Here is a 25,547-nt window from a genome sequence, read left to right as displayed (position 1 = left end):
TCAAGCGACGTAGGCAACGGACCCCGGCGCTGCCCCCTCAGGCCCAGCACGGCCCGCGTGCGCGGAGAGACAGCATGTCGACGAACACCTTCCTCAACCCGGTGAACACCCAGACCTGGGCCAACGGCCGCCACCTGGTGCGCTGCGTGAAAGCCATCCAGGAAACCTGGGATGTGCGCACCTTCTGCTTCATGGCCGACGCGCCGATCATGTTCTTCTTCAAGCCCGGCCAGTTCGTCACCCTGGAACTGGAGATCGACGGCCAGCCGATCATGCGTTCCTACACCATCTCCAGCTCGCCCTCGGTGCCGTACAGCTTCTCCATCACCATCAAGCGGGTGCCCGGCGGCAAGGTCTCGAACTGGCTGCACGACAACCTGAAGGAAGGCGACCAGATCCCGGTGCACGGCCCGGTGGGCAACTTCAACGCCATCGATTTTCCCGCCGAGAAGGTGCTATTCCTCTCCGGCGGTGTCGGCATCACCCCGGTGATGTCCATGTCGCGCTGGTTCTTCGACACCAACGCCAACGTCGACATGGTCTTCGTGCACAGCGCGCGCACGCCCAAGGACATCATCTACCACCGCGAGCTGGAGCACATGAACTCGCGGATCAACAACTTCAAGCTGTACCTGGTCTGCGAGAAGTACGAGATGGGCGAGTCCTGGGCCGGCTATCGGGGCTTCCTGAACAAGGCGATGCTGCAACTGATGGCGCCGGACTACCTCGAACGCGAAGTCTTCTGCTGCGGCCCGACGCCGTACATGCATGCGGTCAAGCGCCTGCTCGAAGCCGAAGGCTACGACATGTCGCGCTACCACGAGGAAGCCTTCGGCCCGACCCCACCGGAAGTGCGCGCCGACGTGAAGGAGCTGGCCGCCGAGGCCGCCGAAGCGCCAGCCGTGCCGCTGGCCGAGCAGAACCTCGTGGAATTCTGCGAAACCGGCAAAAGCATCCGCGTGGCGCCGGGCGAGACCGTCCACGCCGCCGCTGCCCAGCTCGGCCTGCACATTCCCAAGGCCTGCGGCATGGGCATCTGCGGCACCTGCAAAGTAATGAAGCGCTCCGGCGAGGTGGAGATGGAGCACAACGGCGGGATCACCGACGAAGATGTCGCCGAAGGCTACATCCTGTCCTGCTGCAGCGTGCCCAAGGGCGATGTGGTGATCGAGTACTGATCACAGGCTGCCCCCATCCGTCCCACACGTTACCCACCGAGTTATCCACAGGAAAGGGGTGTCCCGGCGCAAGGCTGGAGACACCTCCGGCCGACCCGAATGGCCGCCTCGATCCCGCCTGCAACCCGCATGCCACGTGGCTTACGGCAGACCGGCGAGGCCATTGTGGCGACGCGTGGAAGCGCACAGGCACGGGCCTTTGCGGCGCCCGCCTGCGACAACTATCCACATTCGTTCAATCTTCTTCCGGGGTTGCCTTGTAGCCACTGGACAGGCGCTGCTGCACGTCCTGTGGGACGGCGCTGTAATGGCTGGAGGAAAGGCTGTAGAGCCCCTGCCCGGCGGTAATGGATTTCAAGCGATTGGCGTAGCCGTCCATCTCCGCCAGCGGGACCTGGCCACGCACCAGCGCGACGCTGGCCGACAGCGACTCGGTACCCAGCACCTGGCCCCGGCGGCCGGTGAGATCGGCGGTGATATCGCCCAGATGCGACTCGGGCGTCGTCACCTCGATCTGCATCACCGGCTCCAGCACGATGCCCCCGGCATTGCGCAGCGCATCGAGCATCGCCTTGCGCCCGGCGGCCTGGAAGGCGATGTCCTTGGAATCCACCGAATGGCTCTTGCCGTCGAACACCGTGACCTTGACGTCTTCCACCGGGAAGCCGGCCAGCGGCCCGGCTGCCAGCGCCGCGCGCACGCCCTTTTCCACCGAGGGGATGAAGTTGCCGGGGATCACCCCGCCCTTGATCGCATCGACGAAGGCGAAGCCCTCGCCACGCGGCAGCGGCTCGATGCGCAGGAACACCTCGCCGAACTGCCCCGCTCCGCCCGTTTGCTTCTTGTGCCGGCTGTGGCCCTCTGCCGCTCGCGTGGCGGTCTCGCGGTAAGGGACGGCCGGCGCGCGGGTCTGCACCTCCAGCTTGTATTGACCGGCCATGCGTTCCAGCAGGTAGCGCAGGTGCATCTCACCCATGCCGCGCAGCACGGTCTGCTGGGTCGAGGCGTTGTAATCCAGACGCACACAGGGGTCTTCGGCCTGCAGGCGCTGGAGGATTTCCGCCAGGCGCTGCTCGTCGCCGCGGCGGCTCGCCTCGATGGCCAGGCCCTGCATCGGCTCGGGGAATTCCAGCGGCTTGAGGTGGATGTGGTCCTCATCGTGGGAATCGTGCAGCACCACCCCGTACTCCAGTTCGTCGACCTTGGTCAGCGCGCCGAAGTCTCCCGGGATCAGCCACGGCGCCTCCTCATGCTTCTTCCCCTGCAGGCGCAACAGGTGTCCGACCTTGAACGGTTTGCGCCCGTCGCCGGCGAACAACTGCATTTCCCGGCGCACCGTGCCCTGATGCACGCGGAATACAGCCAGGCGGCCGACGAAGGGATCGATCACCACCTTGAACACGTGGGCCAGCACATGGGCCTTGGGGTCCGGCTGGCAGGTCACCGGGTGTTCCTTGCCCTTGTCGTCGGTGCGCAGGAACAGCGGCGGGTTGCCTTCGCCGGGGTTGGGCGCGAGGCGCGCGAGAATGTCGGCCAGCTCAGGGACGCCAGCACCGGTGCGGGCAGAAACGAAGCACAGGGGAATCAGGTGCCCTTCGCGCAGCGCACGCTCGAAGGGTTCATGCAGCGCCTCGGGCGCCACCTCGCCCTCCTCCAGGTAATGCGCCATCAGCGCCTCATCCACTTCCACCACCTGGTCCACCAGCGCCTGATGCGCCTCGGCCACGGAGGAGAAGTCAGCCTGCCCGTCAGGATTGAAGAAGCAATCCACAACCCGCGCGCCACCCTCGGCGGGCAGGTTGAGGGGCAGTACTTCCTTGCCGAACGACTCGCGCAAACCCGCCAACAGGGCCGGCAGGTCAACGCGCTCGGCGTCGATCTTGTTCACCACCAGCATCCGGCACAGGCCGCGTTCGCCCGCCCAGTCCATCATCCGCCGCGTGGACAGCTCGATGCCGTTCTGCGCATTCACCACCACCAGCGCGGTTTCCACCGCAGCGAGCGCCGGCAACGCGTGGCCGATGAAGTCGGGATAACCGGGGGTGTCGACCAGGCGGATGTGTGCGCCCGCGTGCTCGAAGTGCGCCAGTGCGGCGGCCAGTGAGTGGTGGTACTCGCGCTCCATGGGGTCGGAATCGCAGAGGGTGTCGCCGCGCTCCAGCGAACCCATGCTGGAGATTGCGCCGGCGTGCTGCAGCAGCGCCTCGGCAAGCAGGGTCTTGCCGCTGTCACCGTGGCCGACCAGGGCCACGGTGCGGATCTGTTCCACCGAGTAACTGGACATGCTGGATCTCCCGCCACCAGGGTTTCTGCCCGCCGTGGCTAAATTATAGGCAGCCTCCCCCAGGGCCCTGGACAAATATTGATCAACCCCGCGAGAGCCATAGGGAGCGGGGCTCGCAGCGATCCATCCACAACCCGCCCACAAGTTCCTGGCAGAACGCTGCACAGCCGATGTGGAAAACTCGCCGGAAAAGCCGCTGGAAGCCAGTAACGACGCCACTTTCGCCATTTGATCAAAAAACGTACTGATATGAGGACGGCGCGCCGTGCGCGGCCTCCAGCGATCTGGGTACAGCTTGTCCACAGCTTCCTCGAGATTCGCCCCACAGCCATTGTGGAAAGTTTTACGCCGCTCCCGGCGCCGGGGAAAAGTCGCTGTGGATCAATTGCTTGCTCCCTTGCTGGTCAATCCTTGAGCAAGGCTGTGAAACCCACGGCAGGCGTGGCGCGGAGGATGTTTTCCACAGGAGGCGCACAAGCGGGTCAACACAAACCGGGGATAGCGGAGGAAAGATCGTGCACAGACCCTTTGCCGAAAATCGATACACAGACTCCCAAGTGGTTGAAAAGAAGGAGTTGATCAGAAAACAGCCAGATTCGGGCAAGCCAGGCACCACCAGCTCCGCAGGCACCTCCCAACAGGTTTTCCACAGGTTGGGCAAGCGTGCCTCCACAGCAGCTGTGGAGATCTCCCCAACGCTCACTTCTACCTCTGCAAGCCGCGAATAACGGGCACCTTGCGAAAATGAGCGACGATTTTCCAGCCGTCACGAAAGTGCCGCGGGAGTGTCATTTTCCACCAGGTTGTCCACAGCTTTATCACAAGGTTTCCCCGGTATCTTCGCCAAACGCTGAAACACAGCCGGCGCGGCCTTCCCTGAGGTGCAGGGCTATGCTGGATTTCCCCAGCAGAGGAGCCAGTCCCATGATCCTGACCACCACACCCACCATCGAGGGCAAGACCATCCAGGAATACCGCGGCATCGTGGTCGGCGAGGCGATCCTCGGCGCCAACGTGTTCCGCGATCTGTTCGCCGGCCTGCGCGACATCATCGGCGGCCGCTCCGGAGCGTACGAGAAGGAGCTGGGGCGGGCGCGGGAGATTGCCTTCGAGGAGCTGCAGGAACGCGCCGAGGAGCTGGGCGCCAACGCCGTGGTCGGCATCGACCTGGACTACGAGGTGGTGGGCCAGAACGGCAGCATGCTGATGGTCAGCGTGAGCGGGACGGCGGTGAAGATATAGAAATCCTGCTTGTGCTCCGGGAGGTCCGTGCCTTGCATTCCCCTCACCCCAGCCCTCTCCCTCAGGGAGAGGGGGCAATCCGTGCCGGCTGAGACCACCGTCTCATCCTGTGCCAATCGCTCCGTGGAGAGTGAGCCCCCTTGTAGGAGCGAGCTTGCTCGCGAACCGCAGTCCGCCTGATTCCACGGAGTGAAGCGAGGCTACGGATGTTCGCGAGCAAGCTCGCTCTTACCATCAACCCGCGCCGCTCAAATATTGACCAGACCTGTGCAGGCCAGTCCGCCCGCGGCCTGCAAGCATTCATCCACAGGTTGGCGACAGGTTGCCCGTGCAACCGTCCCCAGCGCCTGGGGACAACTCCGGCGCCCTTCAGCCTGCCGCCATGACCTTGCGAATGTCAGCGGCCAGTTCCTCGACCCGCTCGATCTCGGTGTCCCACGAACACATGAAGCGCGCGCCGCCGGCGCCGATGAAGGTGTAGAAGCGCCAGCCGAGCTGACGCAGGGCTTCCAGCGCCGGTTCGGACATCTGCAGGAACACGCCGTTGGCTTCCACCGGGAACATCAGCTGCACGCCCGGCACATCGGCGACGCGCTCGGCCAGCAGTTGTGCACAGCGGTTGGCATGGCTGGCGTAGTGCATCCAGGCATCGTCCTGCAGCACGCCCACCCAGGGCGCGGCGAGGAAGCGCATCTTCGAGGCCAGTTGGCCGGCCTGCTTGCAGCGGTAGTCGAAGCCTTCGGCCAGCTCGCGGTTGAAGAACAGGATGGCCTCACCCACCGCCATGCCGTTCTTGGTACCGCCGAAGCACAACACCTCGACGCCGGCCTTCCAGGTCAGCTCGGCCGGGGTCGCGGCGAGGAAGGCGCAGGCATTGGAGAAGCGCGCGCCGTCCATGTGCAGGTGCAGGCCCAGCTCGCGGCAGGTGGCACTGAGCGCCTGCAGCTCATCCGGGCGGTAGACGGTGCCGACCTCGGTGGCCTGGGTGATGGTGACCACGCGCGGCTTGGGATAGTGGATGTCCTGGCGCTTGAGGGCGATCTCGCGGATCGCAGCCGGGGTCAGCTTGCCCTGGGCGTCGGTGCGCGCCAGCAGCAGCTTGGAGCCGTTGGAGAAGAACTCCGGCGCGCCGCACTCGTCGGTCTCGACGTGGGCGGTCTCGGCGCAGATCACGCTGTGGTAGCTCTGGCACAGGGCGGCCAGGGCCAGGGAGTTGGCCGCGGTGCCGTTGAAGGCGAAGAAGACTTCGCAGTCGGTCTCGAACAGCTCGCGGAAATAGTCGGAGGCACGGGCGGTCCACTGGTCGTCGCCGTAAGCGCGCTCGTGGCCGCGGTTGGCCTCGGCCATCGCCGCCCAGGCTTCGGGGCAGATGCCGGAATAGTTGTCGCTGGCGAACTGTTGGGTGTTGTCGGTCATGGGCTGCCTCGGCACTGCGCAGAAATGTCAGTCAGCAGCGTAGCGAAAACCCCGCCTCTCGTGCAGCCGGACTCTTACAGCCGCTGGTTCACGTAGGCGCTGACGAACTGCTTGGCATCCTGGGTCGCCGACAACTGCTGGTCGTAGCAGACCTTCCGGGTATTGCTCTCGCCGGGGAGCATCACTTCACCGCAATCGCCCCGCAGTACCAGGGCGATAGGTTCCCTGTCCTGGGAATGCAGCTTGAACAGGGATTCGTCGAGCAGGCTGAGGCCATCCATCCGATGGATGCGCATGTTCCATGCGTGGGCCACCCCGCCGATGCGCACCAGGAACATATTGGCCTTGCGCGGGCCTATCTGTTCAAGCCAGACCTTGACGCCGTCCGCACCGCTGTAGGCCTTGACCTCGGGTGCGGGTTGCGCGGGTATCTGCGTCGCATGGCCGGCCAGCGAAAACGCCGCTGCCAGCAGCAGGGGCAGGTTTCTCAATTTGAATTTCATGGTCCTCCACCTCGGCCTCTGGCGATCGGTAACGAACGATGCCGAGAATCTTCCTAAGAACTAGGTGAGATGGAGGATCAGAAACCGGAATGACTTCCTGTCAGATATATCTCTATCTGTCAGGGCAGCTTGGTCAGCGCCATCTGCTCGGAGATCGGCACGAACAGCTCGCGCAGGGACTGGGCGGTGCCGCCGTTGGGCTTGTCCGGCGAGGTCATGTTGAGCACGTAGCGGCCCTTGATCAGCCCCGTCAGGCTCGACTCGCCGGCCTTGTCGTCCGGGGCCGGCACGCTGATGGCCAGCGGGTCGCCCATACGGGTGCTGTCGATCACCGGCAGGTACTGCTCGCCGCCGAACTGCGCGGCGGTGCCGTTCTGCAGCGCGGCCTGGCGCGCCTGGTTGAGCAGCGAGACGTTCTTCGCGGTGGTGTCGCGCAGCTTGGCCTGGGCGGCCAGGTACTGCTTGGCGGCCTCACCCTGTTGGTCGGCGCCCGGCGCCGGCAGGCCGGTATCGGTCAGGGTCACGACCAGTTGCTGGCTGCCATCGGCCTTGCCGTAGACGATGGTAGCACTGTCATAGCCGCACTCGCGGGACAGGTAGGGATAGCCGTAGACGGCCTTGGTCGGCGGCAACGCGCGTTCCAGTTCATGGCCGGAGCAACTGTCGCCAGCCGGGGTAGCGGCGGCGCTGCTGGCAGCCTGGGGCGCTTCGGCCTTGGCGGGTTTGCTGTCGTCACCACAGCCCTGCAGCGTCGCGGTGAGCAGCAGGGCGGAAAGCAGAGTCAGGGAACGGTTCATGGCGTCCTCGCATTTCGTGAGGGCCGCAGTTTAGTCCCTTGGCCGGGCGGTTCCTATCCGTAGCTTCATTGCGCGGGTTTGCAGAGCCAGCGACCGGCTCCCTCGTCGAAGCCCGCGTCAATGACTGCGAGCCCATCGCCGCGCGACTCCAGGCAGAAGGTCCTCATGAACGTCGCCCGTGCGCCGTCCCCGCGGCTGTCGTGCCCACCAACGGTGACGCTGTACAGGCCCGGCTCGAGGGGCCGGGCCGGAGTTTTCTCGGTGAAGCCGGGGATCGCCTGGCCGTAGGCGAAGCAGGTGTCGCTGCGCAGCGGCACGCCCTGAGCCGGCTCGATACTGGAAGATGCCCAGAACGGCTCGTAAGGCTCGCGGGAGACCTCGATGTCATGCACCGCTACCTGCCGCTCATCCACCTTCAGCGTGCGGTTGAAGAACAAACCGGGCGACTTGAACGCCGCGCCGCCGAAGCACAGCGTCCTGCCCTGCATCCAGACATTGGCGTCGCCGTCGAACAGGCGCGACATGCCCCAGGCCGACCCCGTCGACACCAGCAGGGCAAGGCCCAGCGACCCCCATAGAAAGCAGCGCTTCATCCGCATGACTCCACCGGCCACGCCGCCCTGGCGCAGGCATGTCGCATTCTGACCAGCCGTCGCGAGCAATTCCACGCACCCGGTCGCTTTTGCGCCTGTCGCGGCATGTCGCAAACGCACCTACCCGCGACGTGCGCAGGCATCTGGACCGGCTGGGCCAGTCATACCATCGCTGCCATGGGGGCCACTCGGCTCCGTACCGGCCATGGCGCTTCCGGGCGCCGCAGGGAGACCAGCGATGTTCAGCAAGCAAGACCAGATCCAGGGCTATGACGACGAACTGCTCGCGGCGATGGATGCCGAGGAAGCGCGCCAGGAGGACCACCTCGAGCTGATCGCTTCGGAGAACTACACCAGCAAGCGCGTCATGCAGGCTCAGGGTAGCGGGCTGACCAACAAGTACGCCGAAGGCTATCCGGGCAAGCGCTACTACGGTGGCTGCGAGCATGTGGATAAAGTCGAGCAGCTGGCCATCGACCGCGCCAAGCAGCTGTTCGGCGCCGACTACGCCAACGTGCAACCGCACTCCGGCTCCTCGGCCAACGCCGCCGTGTACCTCGCACTGATCAACGCCGGCGACACCATCCTGGGCATGAGCCTGGCCCACGGCGGCCACCTGACCCACGGCGCCAAGGTCTCCTCCTCAGGCAAGCTGTACAACGCTGTGCAGTACGGCCTGAACACCGACACCGGGCTGATCGACTACGACGAGGTCGAGCGCCTGGCGGTGGAGCACAAGCCGAAGATGATCGTTGCCGGCTTCTCCGCCTACTCCAAGACGCTGGACTTCCCGCGCTTCCGTGCCATCGCCGACAAGGTCGGGGCGCTGCTGTTCGTCGACATGGCCCACGTCGCCGGCCTGGTGGCCGCCGGCCTGTACCCGAACCCGCTGCCCTACGCCGACGTGGTCACCACCACCACCCACAAGACCCTGCGCGGCCCGCGTGGCGGCCTGATCCTGGCCAAATCCAACGAAGAGATCGAGAAGAAGCTCAACTCGGCCGTCTTCCCCGGCGCCCAGGGTGGCCCGCTGATGCACGTGATCGCTGCCAAGGCGGTGTGCTTCAAGGAAGCACTGGAGCCCGGCTTCAAGGACTACCAGGCCCAGGTGATCAAGAACGCCCAGGCCATGGCCAAGGTGTTCATCGAGCGCGGCTTTGAGGTGGTTTCCGGCGGCACCGACAACCACCTGATGCTGATCAGCCTGGTGAAGCAGGGCCTGACCGGCAAGGAAGCGGACGCCGCCCTCGGCCGCGTCGGCATCACCGTGAACAAGAACGCCGTGCCGAACGATCCGCAGAGCCCGTTCGTCACCTCCGGCATCCGCATCGGCACCCCGGCAGTCACCACCCGTGGTCTGAAGGAAGAACAGTGCCGCGAGCTGGCCGGCTGGATCAGTGACGTGCTGGACCACCTGGGCGACGCCGACGTCGAGGCCAAGGTGGCGACTCAGGTCGCCGGGCTGTGCGCGGACTTCCCGGTCTACCGTTGACGAACTTCCTTCTCCCTCTGGGAGAAGGTGCCCGAAGGGCGGATGAGGGGGAGCAACCCCCTCACCCCAGCCCTCTCCCCAGGGGAGAGGGGGAAGAGATCAGGAGCACCCCATGCAACGCTACTCCGGCTTCGGCCTGTTCAAGCACTCCCTGAGCCACCACGAGAATTGGCAGCGCATGTGGCGCACGCCCACGCCCAAGCCGGTGTATGACGTGGTCATCGTCGGCGGTGGCGGGCACGGCCTGGCGACCGCCTACTACCTGGCCAAGGAGCACGGCATCACCAACGTCGCGGTGGTCGAGAAGGGCTGGCTGGGCGGCGGCAACACCGCGCGCAACACCACCATCGTGCGTTCCAACTACCTGTGGGACGAGTCGGCGCTGCTCTACGAACACGCCATGAAGCTGTGGGAAGGCCTGTCCCAGGACCTGAACTACAACGTCATGTTCTCCCAGCGCGGGGTCTACAACCTCTGCCACACCCTGCAGGACATGCGCGACGGCGAGCGCCGCGTCAGCGCCAACCGACTCAACGGCGTGGACGGCGAACTGCTCAACGCCCAGCAGGTGGCCGAAGAGATTCCCTACCTGAACTGCACCAAGAGCGCCCGCTACCCGGTGATGGGCTCCACCGTGCAACGTCGTGGCGGCGTGGCCCGACACGATGCCGTGGCCTGGGGCTTCGCCCGTGCCGCCGACGCCTTGGGCGTGGACCTGATCCAGCAGACCGAAGTGATCGGCTTCCGCAAGCAGGACGGCGCGGTCATCGGCGTCGAGACCAATCGCGGCTTCATCGGCGCCAAGCGCGTCGGCGTGGTCACCGCCGGCAACTCCGGGCACATGGCGATGCTCGCCGGCTTCCGCCTGCCGATCGAGTCCCACCCGCTGCAGGCGCTGGTTTCCGAGCCGCTGAAACCCATCATCGACAGCGTGATCATGTCCAACGCCGTGCACGGCTACATCAGCCAGTCGGACAAGGGCGACCTGGTCATCGGCGCCGGCATCGACGGCTACAACGGCTACGGCCAGCGCGGCTCCTACCCGGTGATCGAGCACACCCTGCAGGCGATCGTCGAGATGTTCCCGGTGCTCTCGCGCGTACGCATGAACCGCCAGTGGGGCGGCATCGTCGACACTACCCCGGACGCCTGCCCGATCATCGGCAAGGCTCCGGTGAAGAACCTGTTCTTCAACTGCGGCTGGGGCACCGGCGGCTTCAAGGCCACGCCCGGTTCAGGCAACGTCTTCGCCGCCACCCTCGCCAAGGGCGAGCCGCATCCGCTGGCCGCGCCCTTCTCCATCGAACGCTTCCACACCGGCGCGCTGATCGACGAACACGGCGCCGCCGCCGTCGCTCACTAAAAGCCGCCCGAAGGGCGAAATCTGATGACCCTCTCCCTTCAGGGAGAGGGTGCCCGAAGGGCGGGAGAGGGTGCTGAAGGCGCGAGCCAACCCTCAACTGAAACGAAACAACGGGAGAGCGACCCTCTCCCCAACCCTCTCCCTGAAGGGAGAGGGAGCCGGTCAGCCGGCAAGATCAGTTTCCGGAGGCTACAAAATGCTAAACATCTTCTGCCCCCATTGCGGCGAGCTGCGTTCCGAAGAGGAATTCCACGCCAAGGGCCAGGCGCACATCCCGCGCCCGCTCGATCCGGCCGCCTGCACCGACGCCGAATGGGGCGACTACCTGTTCTTCCGCGACAACCCGCGCGGCATCCACCACGAGCTGTGGGTGCACGCCGCCGGCTGCCGCCAGTACTTCAACGTCACCCGCCACACGGTGACCTACGAGATTCTCGAAACCTACAAGATCGGCGAAAAACCCAACGTCACCGCCGCCAACTCCGAGAAGAAATCCGCTGTCCAGCCCGCCGTGGAGAAGGCCTAATGAGCCAGATCAATCGCCTGTCCCGTGGCGGTCGCATCGACCGCAACAAGCCGCTGACCTTCAGCTTCAACGGCCAGAGCTACCAGGGCTTCGCCGGTGACACCCTGGCCGCCGCGCTGCTGGCCAACGGCGTCGACATCCTCGGCCGCAGCTTCAAGTACTCGCGCCCGCGCGGCATCGTCGCCGCCGGCGCAGAAGAGCCCAACGCCATCCTGCAGATCGGCTCGCGCGAATCCACCCAGGTGCCCAACGTGCGCGCCACCCAGCAGGCGCTGTACAACGGCCTGGTGGCCACCGCCACCAACGGCTGGCCGAACGTACAGAACGACCTCATGGGGATCTTCGGCAAGGTCGGCGGCAAGCTGATGCCGCCGGGCTTCTACTACAAGACCTTCATGTACCCGCAGTCCATGTGGCTGACCTACGAGAAGTACATCCGCAAGGCCGCCGGCCTGGGCCGCGCGCCCACCGAAGTGGACCCGGACAGCTACGACTGGATGAACCACCACGCCGACGTGCTGATCGTCGGCGCCGGCCCCGCCGGCCTCGCCGCCGCCCTGGCCGCCTCGCGCAGCGGTGCGCGGGTGATCCTCGCCGACGAACAGGAAGAGTTCGGCGGCAGCCTGCTGGATACCCGCGAAACCCTCGACGGCAAGCCGGCCGAGGAATGGGTGGCCAAGGTGATCGCCGAGCTGGAAGGCAACCCGGACGTGCTCCTGCTGCCGCGCGCCACGGTCAACGGCTACCACGACCACAACTTCCTCACCATCCACGAGCGCCGCACCGACCATCTCGGTGAGACCGCTCCGCTGGGTCAGGTGCGCATGCGTGTACATCGCGTGCGCGCCAACCGCGTGGTGCTCGCCGCCGGCGCCCACGAGCGCCCGCTGGTCTACGGCAACAACGACGTGCCGGGCAACATGCTCGCGGGCGCCGTCTCCACCTACGTACGCCGCTATGGCGTGGCGCCAGGCAAGAAACTGCTGCTGTCCACCAACAACGACTACGCCTACCGCGTCGCCCTGGACTGGCAGGAAGCCGGTCTGCAGGTGGTCGCCATCGCCGACGCCCGCCCCAATCCGCGTGGCGAGTGGGTCGAGGAAGCGCGCAAGCGCGGTATGCGCGTCATCACCGGCAGCGCAGTGATCGAGGCACGCGGCAGCAAACGCGTGAGCGGTGCGAAGGTCGCCTCCATCGACACTTTCCGCCACAAGGTCAATGCGCCCGGTGAGTGGCTGGACTGCGACCTGGTCGCCAGCTCCGGCGGCTACAGTCCGGTGGTGCACCTGGCCTCGCACCTGGGCGGCAAGCCGGAATGGCGCGAGGACATCCTCGCCTTCGTTCCCGGCCTAGCCTTCCAGAAACGCCTCTGCGCCGGCGCGGTGAACGGCGTGTTCCGTCTCGCCGATGCCCTGGCCGACGGCTACCAGGCCGGCAGCCAGGCTGCTGTCGACGGCGGATTCAAGTCCGTCGACGGCGAGCTGCCGGTGGTCGCCGAGCGCGCCGAAGACGCCACCCTGGCGCTGTTCCAGGTGCCCCACGAGAAATCCACGGCGCGCGCGCCCAAGCAATTCGTCGATACCCAGAACGACGTCACCGCCGCCGCCATCGAACTGGCCTGCCGCGAGGGCTTCGAGTCCATCGAGCACGTCAAGCGCTACACCGCGCTGGGCTTCGGCACCGACCAGGGCAAGCTGGGCAACATCAACGGCCTGGCCATCGCCGCCCGCGCCCAGGGCAAGAGCATCGCCGACACCGGCACCACCATGTTCCGCCCCAATTACACCCCGGTGACCTTCGGCGCCGTCGCCGGCCGTCACTGCGGGCACCTGTTCGAGCCGGTGCGCTTCACCGCCCTGCACGCCTGGCACGTGAAGAACGGCGCCGAGTTCGAGGACGTCGGCCAGTGGAAGCGCCCGTGGTACTTCCCCAAGCGCGGCGAAGACATGCACGCCGCCGTGGCCCGCGAATGCCGGGCCGTGCGTGAAAGCGTCGGCCTGCTCGACGCCTCCACCCTGGGCAAGATCGACATCCAGGGCCCGGACGCCCGCGAGTTCCTTAATCGCGTCTACACCAACGCCTGGACCAAGCTGGACGTGGGCAAGGCCCGCTATGGCCTGATGTGCAAGGAAGACGGCATGGTCTTCGACGATGGCGTCACCGCGTGCCTGGCGGACAACCACTTCGTCATGACCACCACCACCGGCGGCGCGGCGCGCGTGCTGGAGTGGCTGGAGCTGTACCACCAGACCGAATGGCCGGAGCTGAAGGTGTACTTCACCTCGGTCACCGACCACTGGGCCACCCTCACCCTGTCCGGCCCCAACAGCCGCAAGCTGCTGGCCGAAGTCACCGACATCGACCTCGACAAGGACGCCTTCCCCTTCATGACCTGGAAGGAAGGCAAGGTCGCTGGCGTCCCGGCGCGGGTGTTCCGCATCTCCTTCACCGGCGAGCTGTCCTACGAGGTGAACATCCAGGCCAACTACGCCATGGGTGTGCTGGAGGCCATCGTCGCTGCGGGCGCGAAGTACAACCTGACGCCCTATGGCACCGAGACCATGCACGTCCTGCGCGCCGAGAAGGGCTTCATCATCGTCGGCCAGGACACCGACGCCTCGGTCACCCCGGACGACCTGAACATGGGTTGGGCGGTGGGCCGCACCAAACCGTTCTCGTGGATCGGCTGGCGCGGCATGAACCGCGCCGACTGCCAGCGCGAAGACCGCAAGCAGCTGGTGGGCCTGAAGCCGACCAACCCGATGGACCTGCTGCCCGAAGGCGCGCAACTGCTGTTCACCCCGCAGCACAGCGTCCCGGCGACCATGGTCGGCCACGTCACCTCCAGCTACATGAGCAGCAGCCTGGGCTACAGCTTCGCTCTGGCGGTGGTGAAGGGCGGCATCAAGCGCCTGGGCGAGAAGGTCTATGCCCCGCTGGCGGACGGCCGGGTGATCGAAGCGGAGATTTGCAGCTCGGTGTTCTACGACCCGAAAGGGGAGCGGCAGAACGTGGATTGATTCGGAGCGGCCGGTTGCCCTCACCCCCACCCTCTCCCGGAGGGAGAGGGTGTAGTTCGAGGCGGCCGGCGAGCACGACACTCACAGCATACTCAGCTCGGCCCCCTCTCCCTTCGGGAGAGGGCTGGGGTGAGGGGAAACAGGCGATAAGCGCCCCCAAGGTGAACAGAACATGAGCAAAGCCAACCTCTACCAGCAACGCCCCGCCGACGGCATCCAGGCCGAATCGCCCCTGCACCACGCCGAGCTGGACAAGCTCGCCGCGCGCAAGGTGGCCAATGCCGGCGTGACCCTGCGCGAGAAGAAATTCCTCGGCCACCTGACCCTGCGCGGCGACGCCCACGACCCAGCCTTCGCCGGTGGCGTGCACCAGGCCCTGGGCCTGGAGCTGCCGGTCGCCCTGGGCCTGGTGGCCAAGGGCGAAACCTCGCTGCAGTGGCTCGGCCCGGACGAGTGGCTGCTGATCGTCCCCGGCGGCGAGGAATTCGCCGTCGAGCAGCGCCTGCGCGAGGCGCTTGGCGAAGAACTGCACTACTCGGTGATCAACGTCAGCGGCGGCCAGACCCTGCTGGAACTCGAAGGCGCCAAGGTCCGCGAAGTGCTGATGAAGTCCACCGGCTACGACGTGCACCCGAGCAACTTCCCGGTGGGCAAGGCGGTCGGTACGAACTTCGCCAAGTCCCAGCTGGTGATCCGCCATACCGGGGAGCACACCTGGGAGCTGGTGGTGCGCCGCAGCTTCTCCGACTACATCTGGCTGTGGCTGCAGGACGCCTGCGCCGAGTACGGCCTGCAGGTAGCGGCGTAAGAAACGCTCTTCCCCCTCTCCCCCTGGGAGAGGGCCGGGGTGAGGGAAACCCCACTCCAACCTCTGCAACCAGAGGAAAACTTCGGAGCCAGACCATGAGCCGCACCCCCGATACCTGGATCCTCACCGCCGACAGCCCTAGCCTGCTGGGCACGGTGGACGTGGTCACGCGCTACCTGTTCGAACAGCGCTGCTACGTCACCGAGCACCACTCCTTCGACGACCGCCTGGCGCAGCGCTTCTTCATCCGCATCGAATTCCGCGCCGGCGACGGCTTCGACGAGGCGGCCTTCCGCGCCGGCCTCGCCGACCGCGTCTCGCCCTTCCAGATGAACGTCGAACTGACCCCGCCGGGCTACCGCAGCAAGGTGGTGATCATGGTCTCCAAGGCCGACCACTGCCTGAACGACCTGCTCTACCGCCAGCGCATCGGCCAGTTGCCGATGGACGTGGCGGCGGTGATCTCCAACCACCCGGACCTGGAACCGCTGGCGCGCTGGCACGGCATTCCCTACCACCACTTCGCCCTCGACCCCAACGACAAGGGCGCGCAGGAGGCGAAGGTCTGGCAGGTGATCGAGGAAACCGGCGCCGAGCTGGTGATCCTCGCCCGCTACATGCAGGTGCTGTCCCCCGAGCTATGCCGGCGCCTGGACGGCTGGGCGATCAACATCCACCACTCGCTGCTGCCCGGCTTCAAGGGCGCCAAGCCCTACCACCAGGCCTACCAGAAGGGCGTGAAACTGGTCGGCGCCACCGCCCACTACATCAACAACGACCTCGACGAGGGCCCGATCATCGCCCAGGGCGTCGAGCCCGTGGACCACTCCCACTACCCCGAGGACCTGATCGCCAAGGGCCGCGACGTGGAGTGCCTGACCCTGGCCAAGGCCGTGGGCTACCACATCGAGAAGCGCGTGTTCCTGAATGCCAACCGGACGGTGGTGCTGTAGAGCAGCACCCGTAGGGCGCATAACGCCACAGGCGTTATCCGCCGTGCCGGCCTGAACGGCGGATGGATGGAGCTCATCCGCCCTACGCTTCTGGAGCCACCGGTGAAGCCGGTGACCAGACAGCGCACCGAACAAGCCCCCTCTCCCTCTGGGAGAGGGCTTGGGTGAGGGGCTCTTAGACCTCCTCCCACGCACCGAGCAACACCGACAGCCCAGCCGGCTGCCAGCTGTACCGACCGGCCCTGTCGCGCAACACACGACATCCCAGTGCAAAACCGCGAGCCGCAGGGCCCGCCTTTGTACCCACAAACACAATGAGGAATGCGTATGTCTGGCAATCGTGGTGTGGTTTATCTCGGCCCAGGAAAGGTCGAGGTCCAGAACATCCCCTATCCGAAGATGCAGGACCCGCAAGGCAAGCAGATCGACCACGGGGTAATCCTGCGCGTGGTCTCCACCAACATCTGCGGCTCCGACCAGCACATGGTCCGCGGCCGTACCACCGCGCCGGAGGGCCTGGTGCTGGGCCACGAGATCACCGGTGAAGTCGTCGAGATCGGCCGGGGCGTGGAGACCATGAAGATCGGCGACCTGGTTTCGGTCCCGTTCAACGTCGCCTGCGGCCACTGCCGCACCTGCAAGGAACAGCACACCGGCGTCTGCCTGACGGTCAACCCGGCTCGCGCCGGCGGCGCCTACGGCTACGTCGACATGGGCGGCTGGGTCGGCGGCCAGGCGGAATACGTACTGGTGCCCTACGCCGACTTCAACCTGCTGAAACTGCCCAACCGCGACGCGGCGATGGAGAAGATCCGCGACCTGACCTGCCTCTCCGATATCCTGCCCACCGGCTACCACGGCGCCGTCACTGCCGGCGTGGGTCCGGGCAGCACCGTCTACATCGCCGGCGCCGGTCCGGTGGGCCTTGCCGCCGCTGCTTCGGCCCGCCTGCTGGGCGCCGCCGTGGTCATCGTCGGTGACGTCAACCCGACCCGCCTGGCCCACGCCAAGGCGCAGGGCTTCGAGATCGCCGACCTGTCCAAGGACACTCCGCTGCACGAACAGATCGCCGATCTGCTGGGCGAGCCGGAAGTGGACTGCGCGGTCGACGCGGTGGGCTTCGAGGCCCGCGGCCATGGTCATTCCGGGTCGCAGCACGAGGCTCCGGCCACCGTGCTGAACTCGCTGATGGGCGTGGTGCGGGTGGCCGGCAAGATCGGCATTCCCGGCCTGTACGTCACCGAGGATCCGGGCGCCGTGGACGATGCCGCCAAGCACGGCAGCCTGAGCATCCGCTTCGGCCTGGGCTGGGCCAAGTCGCACAGCTTCCACACCGGCCAGACCCCGGTGATGAAGTACAACCGCCAGCTGATGCAGGCGATCATGTGGGACCGCATCAAGATCGCCGACATCGTCGGGGTGGAGGTCATCACCCTGGACGATGCGCCGAAAGGCTACGGCGAGTTCGATGCCGGGGTGCCGAAGAAATTCGTCATCGACCCGCACAACCTGTTCCGCGCCGCCTGACGGCGCACCCGCCCCCGGCCGCGAGCCACTTCCGCGGCCGTCTCTCCAGGGGAGCCGCAAGGCTCCCTTTTTTTGTCCGCACGGCAGGGACGTGTAGGAGCGAGGGGGACGCCTAGTTCTTGCTCGCGAACCCGCTCAGCACCGGCGCAACCGGGACATCTGTTCGCGAGCAAGCTCGCTCCTACAGAAAAGCCGTCAGTGCTTGGGAGCGGGGCAGTTGAAGTCGCCTTCCTGGCAGTCGGACAGCGTCTGCAGCTCCTTGATGCGCTGATCGGTCATGGCCTTCAGGCAGTTGCTGTAGGCCATCGGGTAACCCGAACCACCCTCGACGCTGGAGGTCTCGAACTTGCAGCTCAGGTCGCGATAGTTCAACCAGGCTTTCTGCGCGGCGGTGAGCGCTTTCTTCTGTCCGGCATCCAGGCGCTGGCGGTACTGCCCGTAGAGGTCGTTGAGGCGCTTGTCGCTGGCTTTGTAATCGGAGCCGATGCAGGCGTTGATATCCGCCTGGGTCTGGGCGTCGGCGCAGTCGGCAGCGGCCTGGGCGAGGGAGGAGAAGGCCAGCAGGCCGAGGGGAAGGAGCAGGAACTTCATGGGGACGCGATCCGTTGTTTTGGATGGAGTCCCTACTCTAGCCGCTCGGGCGCGAAGTCGATGCAGGACATCGACCCAAGCTCAGCTCGTGAGAAGGCGGCGGATAACGCTGGGGGCGTTATGCGCCCTACGGGATTTGGCGCGATACCGTAGGGCGGATAACCGCTCGCGGTTATCCGCCGTTTCGTCGCAGGTTCAGCCCAGCAGCTTCGCCGCCATCCGCTCCAGCGCCTGACGCTGGAAGGCGCGGAAGTCCGCGTCCGGCTGCTGGCCTTCAAGCATCGGCAGGAAGGGATCGACCACCTCGGTGCGCACGCCAACCATTTCCTCGATCACCGCGTGACCGCAGAACGGCACGTAGGCTTCCGCGTAGCCGCCCTCGTGCACCACCACCAGCTTGCCAGCGCACAGGCGCTCGGCGGCGTCACGCACGGCGGCAGTCATGAAGCGGAAGGTCTCGCTGTGGGCGAGCATCCGCGCCAGTGGGTCCACGCCGTTGGCGTCGAAGCCGCTGGCGACCACGATCAGCTCGGGCTGGAAGCGTTCCAGCGCCGGCACGATGAGGGTTTCCATGGCCGCGCGGTAGGCTTCGTCGCCGCTGCCCGGATAGAGCGGCACATTGAGGTTGTAGCCCTTGCCCGCGCCTTCGCCGATGTCGTCCACGGCGCCAGTCCCAGTGGGGTAGCAGTCGGCCTGGTGGATCGACAGGGTCAGCACGTCGTCACGGCCGTAGAAGATCGCCTCGGTGCCGTTGCCGTGGTGCACGTCCCAGTCGAGCACCGCCACGCGCTGGATACCGTGGCGCGCCTTGGCCGTCTCCACCGCCACGGCGATGTTGGCCAGGTAGCAGAAGCCCATGCCGCGATCGGGCAGGCAGTGGTGGCCCGGCGGGCGGGATAGCGCGTAGGCGTTGTCCAGTTCGCCGCGCAATACCGCGTCCACCGCGGCGATGGTCAGGCCTGCGGATTGCCGGGCGATGTCGTAGGTGCCATGGCTGACCATGGTTTCCTCGCCCATGTCGCCGTGGCCGGCTTCGCTGTACGCCTTGAAGCGCTCCAGGTAGCTGGCGGGGTGCACCCGCAGCAGGTCTTCCTCGCTGGCCAGCGGCGCGCTGGACAGGTGCAACTGGCTGCTCAGGCCGGAGACATCCATCAGGCTTTTCAGCCGGCGCTTGCTCTCCGGCGACTCGGCGTGGCCGGCGCCCACCGGCGGCTGCAGCCAGCCGCCGACCGGGAGGATCAGGGCATGCAGCCCGGTCGCGTGCCAGAAGCAGCGCTCGTCGAAGAAGAACCCGGTACGACGGCTCATGCGCGGGCCGCCTTCAGGGCGCGCTGGCGCTTGCGGCTGAACAGCCAGTAGACCGGCGAGACCACGCCCAGGCCGACGACCCAGGAGATGTCCGCGCCGTTCATGGCCTGCGCGGCGGCGCCGGTGTAGAGCGCGGTGGACATGAACGGCACCTGCACCAGGATGCCGAGGATGTAGCAGTTCACCGCGGTCCAGTTGAAGGTGCCGTAGATACCGCCGTCACGCCGGAAGAACGACAGCACGTCGTATTCGCCGTGGGCCACCAGGTAGTAGTCGACCAGGTTGATCGCGCTCCAGGGCACCAGGACGTAGAGCAGCAGCAGGATGAAGTTGGTGTAGTTGGCCATGAAGTTGTCCTGGCCGAGCAGGGCGATGGCCAGCGAGCCACCGAACAGCGCCAGGGCGATCACCGCGCGCCAGCCGGCCTGGGCCGACCAGGACGGCAGCAGGGTCTGGCCGACGGTGATGGCCGAGAGCGTGCCGCAGTACAGGTTCATCGAGTTGGTCGCGGCGATGCCGATGGAGAACACCGCAACCATGATGGCGCTGAAGCCGCCGGTCATCTCGATCAGGCCGGCGATGACGTCGCCCTCGCCCACCGACAGGCCGACCAGCACACCCAGCAGCATTGGCAGGATGGAGCCCAGGCAGCAGCCCCAGTAGCTCGACCAGAACGCAGTGCGCGCACCGGTGCCCTGCGGCATGTAGCGCGAGTAGTCGGAAACGTAGGGGGCGTAGGCCAGCTGCCAGAGCGCGGCGATGGACAGCGCGCCGAGGAAGCCGGGGATGTTGTTCTCGTTGCGCTGCAGCAGGTCCGCCGGCAGGCCGTGGACGAACACCAGCCAGACGAAGCTGACCAGCAGCACCGCGCCGGACAGCCAGGACATCACGCGGGTGTAGCCGTGGATCAGGCGGTAGCCGAACACCGTGGCGATCACGCTGATCGCACCCACCAGCAGGATGCCGGTGTTGGTGCCGATCACCTCGAAGCGCGCGTGCAACGCCTGGCCGCCGAGCACCAGGTTGGAAGCGAAGAAGCCCAGGTACATGATCACCACCAGGGCGACCACCAGCAGCGAGCCGAAGGAGCCAAACTGGCCGCGGGTCTGCACCATCTGCGGCACGCCCAGCTGCGGGCCCTGGGCCGAGTGCAGGGCCATGAACACGCCGCCCACCAGGTTGCCCAGCACCAGCGCCAGCACGGCGGCGAAGAATGGCAGCTTGAACACGGTGACCGCCAGGGCGCCGGTGACCACGGTCAGCAGCATGATGTTGCTGCCGAACCAGATGGTGAAGAGGTCGCGGGCGCGGCCGTGTCGTTCGTGCGCAGCGATGGGCTGGATGGTGCTCAGCTCCAGCGTCGTCGCCTGGTTTTGCGTCGTTGTCATGGTGTTTCTCACGCGTCGTTGGCAAGGCAGGCCCGGCGCAAGCGCCGGGCGCGGATCAGGAAAGGGAAATCAGCGAGCGGCCCAGGCGTTGAAGCGCTGTTCCAGCTCTTCGCCGTGGTCGACCCAGAAGGCCGCGTCCACCGAGCGGGCGCCTTCGAGGTTGGCCGGCGCGGTGGGCAGCGCGTCGCGCACGTCCGCCGGCAGCAGGTCGAGGGTGCCCTTGTGCACGGGGCCGTAGGGGATGTTCTCGGAGAAGGTCTTCTGGGTCTGGGGCTGACTGGCGAAGGCGATGAACTTCTCGGCCAGCGCCTTGTTCGGCGTGCCTTTCACCACGGCCCAGTATTCCGGGTCGTACAGGCTGCCCGGCCAGACGATGCCCAGCTTCACGCCTTCCTTCTGCGCGGCGGCGATGCGGCCGTTGTAGGCGGCGCTCATCACCACGTCACCGGCGGCCAGCCACTGCGGCGGTTGCGCGCCGGCTTCCCACCACTGGATGTTGCCCTTGAGCTGGTCGAGCTTGGCGAAGGCGCGGTCGACGCCTTCCTTCGTGCCGAGCACCTTGTAGATATCTTCCTGCTTCACGCCGTCTGCCAGCAGGGCGATTTCCAGGGTGTACTTGGCGCCCTTGCGCAGGCCGCGCTTGCCCGGATATTCGGCGGTGTTCCAGAAGTCGGCCCAGGACTGCGGGGCCTTGGCGACCTTGGCGCCGTTGTAGGCCATGACCATGGACCAGACGTAGGTGGCCACGCCGCACTCGCTGAGGGTGCCGGGGACGAAGTTCTTCTCGTCGCCGATGGCCGCCGGGTCGATGCGCTCGAACAGGCCTTCCTCGCAGCCGCGCAGCAGCTCGGGGCTTTCCACCTCGACCACGTCCCAGGTGACTTTGCCGACATCGACCATGGCCTTCACCTTGGCCATCTCGCCGTTGTATTCGCCGGCAACGATCTTGCCGGCGCCACTGGCCTCGAAGGGCTTGAAGTAGGCCTGCTCCTGGGCCGCCTTGGTGGCGCCGCCGAAGGAGATGACGGTGATGCTTTGGGACTGGGCGTTCACGCTGCCGACAGCGGCGGCGAGGGCACAGGTGATGGAGATGCGCGTGAGCAAGGACACTTTCATGGAACGACTCCCACAGCCGGATTGGCGTTGTTGTGTTGCTGGGCAGTACCCCCGGCCAGAAGCCGGGCAAAAGGGTTCCATCGCGCGGGCGTCTTTGCGCTCGCGGCGTTGTTGTTGGTGTTCTTTTTTGTAGGAGCGGGATTGCTCGTGAAACTTCGGCGCTAGCGGGTTCCCTCTCCCTAACCCTCTCCCTTCAGGGAGAGGGTTAGGGAGAGGGGCCCTCAGACCCAGCACAAAAGCTTCGCGAGCAAGGACTAGGCGTCCTCCTCGCTCCTACAAAAGTGCGTGCCTTACAGCACGCCGATTTCCTGGGCCGTGCGATCCACCGCGCGGCGGGTCTTGTCGACCAGTTCGTCGATCTCGGCACGACCGGCGACCAGCGCCGGGGCCATGATCATGCGGCCGAGGGTGGAACGGATGATCACGCCTTCCTCGAAGCCGATGGTGCGGCAGCGCCAGGCGATGTCGTTCTCGTTGTCGAAGCGCTTGCGGGTGGCCTTGTCCTCGACGAACTGCAGCGCGGCGACGAAGCCGGTGCCCTGGATGTCGCCCACCAGCGGGTGGTTGCCGAAGACCTCGCGCAGGCACTGCTGCAGGTACGGGCCGGTGTCGTTCTTCACCGCAGTCACCCAGCCCTCGTCACGCAGCGCGCGCAGGTTGGCGACGGCTACGGCGGCGGCCACCGGGTGGCCGGAGTAGGTCAGGCCGTGGGCGAACACGCCGCCCTCTTCCACCAGCGCCTTGGCGATGCGCTTGCTCAGCACCAGGCCGCCCATGGGGATGTAGCCGGAGGTCAGGCCCTTGGCGATGGACAGGGTGTCCGGCTGGAAGCCGAAGTGCTGGTGGGCGAACCACTCGCCGGTACGGCCGAAGCCACCGATCACTTCGTCGGCGCACAGCAGCACGTCGTACTGACGGCAGATGCGCTGGATTTCCGGCCAGTAGCTTTCCGGCGGGAAGATCATGCCGCCGGCGCCCTGGAACGGCTCGGCGATGAAGCCGGCGACGTTGTCGGCGCCCAGTTCGAGAATCTTCTCTTCCAGCTGCAGCGCGCAGCGACGGCCGAACTCGGCCGGGGTCAGGTCACCGCCGGCGGCGAAGAAGTAGGGTTCGTCGATGTGCGCGATGTCCGGGATCAGGCCGCCCATCTCGTGCATGAACTTCATGCCGCCCAGCGCGGTGGCCGCCAGGGTCGAGCCGTGGTAGCCGTTCCAGCGGCCGATCATGATCTTCTTCTGCGGCTTGCCTTCGATCTGCCAGAAGCGGCGCACGGTACGGATCAGCACCTCGTTGGCCTCGGAGCCGGAGTTGGTGTAGATCGCGTGGCTGTAGTGGTCGGGCAGCAGGCTGAAGAGCGTCTCGGAGAGTTCGATCACCGCCGGGTGGGTGGTGTGGAAGAACATGTTGTAGTACGGCAGCTCGTCCAGCTGGGCGGTGGCGGCGGCGGTCAGGTCCTTGCGGCCGTAGCCCAGGTTGGTGCACCACAGGCCGGACATGCCGTCGATGTACTTGTTGCCGTCGTTGTCCCACAGATGCAGGCCTTCGCCACGCACCATCACGCGCGGGCCCTCGGCGTTCAGCGCCTTCTGGTCGAGGAAGGCATGGATGTGGTGGGCCGCATCGGCTTTCTGGTATTCACGGGTGTCGCGCGGGGCGCGGGTGTTGTCGGTCATCGACTTTCTCCTCTATCCCTCGGCGGTGCTCCGGCAGCCGGCCTGAGGGGTCTTCAGGGGATCGAGGGCGACGGACTTACCTGGGCAGTCTCACCGGCCGTCTCGAACGGTTCGGTTAGAACCTGTTTACGATCTGCTGCGCGTCGGCATGGCGGCGTTAAAAACAGGCTCTTATGAATCGGGGTATTGCTCAGGCGCCGGGTTCGACCCCGGCGGCCTGTCTTGTCTTCAGTCGCGCAGCTGGAACCAGGTGGTTTTCAACTGGGTGTACTTGTCGAACGAGTGCAGCGAGAGGTCGCGGCCGAAGCCGGACTGCTTGCCGCCACCAAAGGGAATCGCCGGGTCCAGCGCGTCCACAGTGTTCACCGACACGGTGCCGGCATTGAGCTTGCGGGCCACGCGGTGAGCGCGGTGCAGGTCATCGCTCCACAGCGAAGCGGCGAGGCCGTAGATGCTGTCGTTGGCCAGACGCACGGCTTCCTCTTCGCTGTCGAAGGGGATGACTGCAAGCACCGGGCCGAACACTTCGTCGCGGGCCAGGGACTGTTCCGGGCGCACGCCGGTGAAGAGGGTCGGTTCGATGAAGTTGTCCGAGCCATTGAAGCTCAGCTGGCGGCCACCGCAGGCGAGCTGCGCGCCATCGCTCTGGGCGCGGTCGATGCAGGCCATGATGCCGGCGGTCTGCTTGTTGTCGACGATGGAGCCGGCGCGGCTGGCCGGGTCCAGCGGGTCGCCGGGCGCCCAGTCGCGGGCCTTGGCGATCAGGCGCTCGACGAACTCGTCGTGGATCGAACGCTCCACCAGCAGGCGCGAGTTGGCCGAGCAGACTTCGCCCTGGTTGAAGAAGATGCCGAAGGCGGCTTTTTCAGCGGCGAGGTCGAGGTCGCGGCAGTCGGCGAACACCAGGTTCGGGCTCTTGCCGCCGCACTCCAGCCAGACCTGCTTGAGGTTGGACTGCGCGGAATACTGCATGAAGTACTTGCCGACCTGGGTCGAGCCGGTGAACACCAGGGCGTCCACATCCGGGTGCAGGCCCAGCGCCTTGCCGGCGGTTTCGCCCAGGCCCGGCACGACGTTCAGCACGCCTTCGGGGATGCCGGCTTCGAGCGCCAGCTCGGCCAGGCGCAGGGCGGAGAACGGCGACTGCTCGGCGGGCTTGAGCACCACGGAGTTGCCGGCGGCCAGCGCGGGCGCCAGCTTCCAGGCGGCCATGTCGAGCGGGAAGTTCCACGGCACCACGGCGCCGATCACGCCCAGCGGCGTGCGGGTGATGGTGGCCAGGGCGTTCTGCGCGGTCGGGGCGACCTGATCGTAGAGCTTGTCGAGGCTTTCGGCGTACCAGGAGAACACGCCTGCGGCGCCGGGCACGTCGATATTCCAGGCGTCCATCACCGGCTTGCCCATGTTCAGGGTGTCGAGCAGGGCCAGTTCGTCGCGGTTGGCCATCATCAGCTCGGCGAGCTTCTGCAGCGCGGCCTTGCGCTCACGCGGCGCCATGCGTGCCCAGGGGCCGGTCTCGAAGGCCTGGCGGGCAACCCGCACGGCGGCGTCGATCTCGGCCGCGCCGCAGGCGGCGACATTGGCCAGCAGGCGATTGGTCGCCGGATCGATGGACGCGAAGGTCGCGCCGTCCTGCGCAGCCACGCGGCGGCCGCCGATCAGCGCGCTGTCGATGAAGGTCTGCCGGGCAGCACGCTGCCGCCAATCGTTGAGCTCGTACACCAGGGCACTCCGTGGAGGATCGTTGTTGTTGGAATGTGGATTGGATG

The 25,547-nt window shown here is 66.4% G+C and carries 20 protein-coding genes and 1 pseudogene; 9 read left to right on the top strand and 12 right to left on the bottom strand.

What is annotated here, in order from left to right:
- Positions 1–74 precede the first annotated feature (74 nt).
- Entirely contained in the window at positions 75–1,178 is a 1,104-nt protein-coding gene (gbcB, locus tag PNI01S_RS24820) for a glycine betaine monooxygenase reductase subunit (protein WP_038803790.1), read from the top strand.
- A 235-nt stretch (positions 1,179–1,413) separates the two neighbouring features.
- Here the strand turns inward: gbcB and fusA are convergent, their stop codons facing one another.
- Positions 1,414–3,462 (bottom strand): elongation factor G, encoded by a 2,049-nt coding sequence (fusA, locus tag PNI01S_RS24815; protein ID WP_084359602.1) that lies wholly within the window; start codon positions 3,460–3,462, stop codon positions 1,414–1,416.
- 924 nt (positions 3,463–4,386) lie between these two features.
- On the opposite strand from fusA, the gene PNI01S_RS24810 reads away from it, so the two are divergent.
- On the top strand, positions 4,387–4,704 hold the full coding sequence (locus PNI01S_RS24810) for a heavy metal-binding domain-containing protein (RefSeq protein WP_037012683.1): 318 nt from the start codon (positions 4,387–4,389) through the stop codon (positions 4,702–4,704).
- Between the two features lie 369 nt (positions 4,705–5,073).
- On the opposite strand, the gene PNI01S_RS24805 is transcribed toward PNI01S_RS24810, so the two are convergent.
- The 4 genes from PNI01S_RS24805 to PNI01S_RS24790 all read right to left on the bottom strand — a co-directional run bounded on the left by PNI01S_RS24805 (position 5,074) and on the right by PNI01S_RS24790 (position 8,013).
- Positions 5,074–6,120: a threonine aldolase family protein gene (locus tag PNI01S_RS24805; RefSeq protein WP_065085098.1), complete on the bottom strand. Its 1,047-nt coding sequence runs from the start codon at positions 6,118–6,120 to the stop codon at positions 5,074–5,076.
- A 74-nt stretch (positions 6,121–6,194) separates the two neighbouring features.
- Positions 6,195–6,623: a hypothetical protein gene (locus PNI01S_RS24800; RefSeq protein ID WP_024767032.1), complete on the bottom strand. Its 429-nt coding sequence runs from the start codon at positions 6,621–6,623 to the stop codon at positions 6,195–6,197.
- 119 nt (positions 6,624–6,742) lie between these two features.
- On the bottom strand, positions 6,743–7,420 hold the full coding sequence (locus PNI01S_RS24795; protein ID WP_084359600.1) for a hypothetical protein: 678 nt from the start codon (positions 7,418–7,420) through the stop codon (positions 6,743–6,745).
- Between the two features lie 65 nt (positions 7,421–7,485).
- Entirely contained in the window at positions 7,486–8,013 is a 528-nt protein-coding gene (locus PNI01S_RS24790; protein WP_024767030.1) for a hypothetical protein, read from the bottom strand.
- A gap of 238 nt (positions 8,014–8,251) precedes the next feature.
- On the opposite strand from PNI01S_RS24790, the gene glyA reads away from it, so the two are divergent.
- From glyA to fdhA, 7 genes are all read left to right on the top strand, one after another.
- Positions 8,252–9,505 carry a serine hydroxymethyltransferase gene (gene glyA / locus PNI01S_RS24785; protein ID WP_084359598.1) on the top strand — a complete coding sequence of 418 codons (1,254 nt, stop codon included), beginning with the start codon at positions 8,252–8,254 and terminating at the stop codon, positions 9,503–9,505.
- 112 nt (positions 9,506–9,617) lie between these two features.
- A complete protein-coding gene (locus PNI01S_RS24780; RefSeq protein ID WP_024766973.1) occupies positions 9,618–10,868 on the top strand; it encodes a sarcosine oxidase subunit beta in 1,251 nt (416 codons plus the stop codon).
- A gap of 196 nt (positions 10,869–11,064) precedes the next feature.
- Positions 11,065–11,394 carry a sarcosine oxidase subunit delta gene (locus PNI01S_RS24775; RefSeq protein WP_084359596.1) on the top strand — a complete coding sequence of 110 codons (330 nt, stop codon included), beginning with the start codon at positions 11,065–11,067 and terminating at the stop codon, positions 11,392–11,394.
- Entirely contained in the window at positions 11,394–14,414 is a 3,021-nt protein-coding gene (locus tag PNI01S_RS24770; RefSeq protein WP_084359594.1) for a sarcosine oxidase subunit alpha, read from the top strand. The genes PNI01S_RS24775 and PNI01S_RS24770 overlap by 1 nt, the downstream gene beginning before the upstream one ends.
- 172 nt (positions 14,415–14,586) lie before the next feature.
- Positions 14,587–15,222: a sarcosine oxidase subunit gamma gene (locus PNI01S_RS24765; protein WP_037012695.1), complete on the top strand. Its 636-nt coding sequence runs from the start codon at positions 14,587–14,589 to the stop codon at positions 15,220–15,222.
- Between the two features lie 95 nt (positions 15,223–15,317).
- Positions 15,318–16,175, top strand: coding sequence for a formyltetrahydrofolate deformylase (locus tag PNI01S_RS24760; protein WP_024766976.1), 858 nt, complete (start codon positions 15,318–15,320; stop codon positions 16,173–16,175).
- Between the two features lie 327 nt (positions 16,176–16,502).
- Positions 16,503–17,702 (top strand): formaldehyde dehydrogenase, glutathione-independent, encoded by a 1,200-nt coding sequence (gene fdhA / locus PNI01S_RS24755; protein WP_038803808.1) that lies wholly within the window; start codon positions 16,503–16,505, stop codon positions 17,700–17,702.
- Positions 17,703–17,897: 195 nt separating this feature from the next.
- Here the strand turns inward: fdhA and PNI01S_RS24750 are convergent, their stop codons facing one another.
- The 7 genes and pseudogenes from PNI01S_RS24750 to PNI01S_RS24725 all read right to left on the bottom strand — a co-directional run bounded on the left by PNI01S_RS24750 (position 17,898) and on the right by PNI01S_RS24725 (position 25,500).
- Positions 17,898–18,293: a lysozyme inhibitor LprI family protein gene (locus PNI01S_RS24750; protein ID WP_084359592.1), complete on the bottom strand. Its 396-nt coding sequence runs from the start codon at positions 18,291–18,293 to the stop codon at positions 17,898–17,900.
- A 195-nt stretch (positions 18,294–18,488) separates the two neighbouring features.
- Positions 18,489–19,601, bottom strand: coding sequence for a class II histone deacetylase (locus PNI01S_RS24745; protein ID WP_084359590.1), 1,113 nt, complete (start codon positions 19,599–19,601; stop codon positions 18,489–18,491).
- Positions 19,598–20,989 carry a purine-cytosine permease family protein gene (locus PNI01S_RS24740; protein ID WP_084359588.1) on the bottom strand — a complete coding sequence of 464 codons (1,392 nt, stop codon included), beginning with the start codon at positions 20,987–20,989 and terminating at the stop codon, positions 19,598–19,600. Before PNI01S_RS24740 ends, PNI01S_RS24745 begins: the two co-directional genes overlap by 4 nt.
- Positions 20,990–21,058: 69 nt before the next feature.
- The gene (locus tag PNI01S_RS24735; protein WP_084359586.1) at positions 21,059–22,105 is read right to left on the bottom strand and encodes a gamma-aminobutyric acid-binding protein; all 1,047 of its coding nucleotides are present in this window, start codon (positions 22,103–22,105) and stop codon (positions 21,059–21,061) included.
- A gap of 290 nt (positions 22,106–22,395) precedes the next feature.
- Positions 22,396–23,778 (bottom strand): aspartate aminotransferase family protein, encoded by a 1,383-nt coding sequence (locus PNI01S_RS24730; RefSeq protein ID WP_065083729.1) that lies wholly within the window; start codon positions 23,776–23,778, stop codon positions 22,396–22,398.
- A gap of 12 nt (positions 23,779–23,790) precedes the next feature.
- Positions 23,791–23,891: pseudogene (locus PNI01S_RS28875) on the bottom strand (hypothetical protein); the annotation flags it as partial.
- Between the two features lie 115 nt (positions 23,892–24,006).
- Positions 24,007–25,500, bottom strand: coding sequence for an aldehyde dehydrogenase (locus PNI01S_RS24725; RefSeq protein ID WP_084359584.1), 1,494 nt, complete (start codon positions 25,498–25,500; stop codon positions 24,007–24,009).
- Positions 25,501–25,547: the final 47 nt, after the last annotated feature.

Origin of the sequence: Pseudomonas nitroreducens NBRC 12694 (assembly GCF_002091755.1) — a bacterium.
GTDB classification, from domain to species: Bacteria; Pseudomonadota; Gammaproteobacteria; order Pseudomonadales; family Pseudomonadaceae; genus Pseudomonas; species Pseudomonas nitroreducens.
The sequence above is the reverse complement of the archived record's forward strand: the minus strand, read 5'-3'. Positions and strand labels throughout refer to the sequence as shown.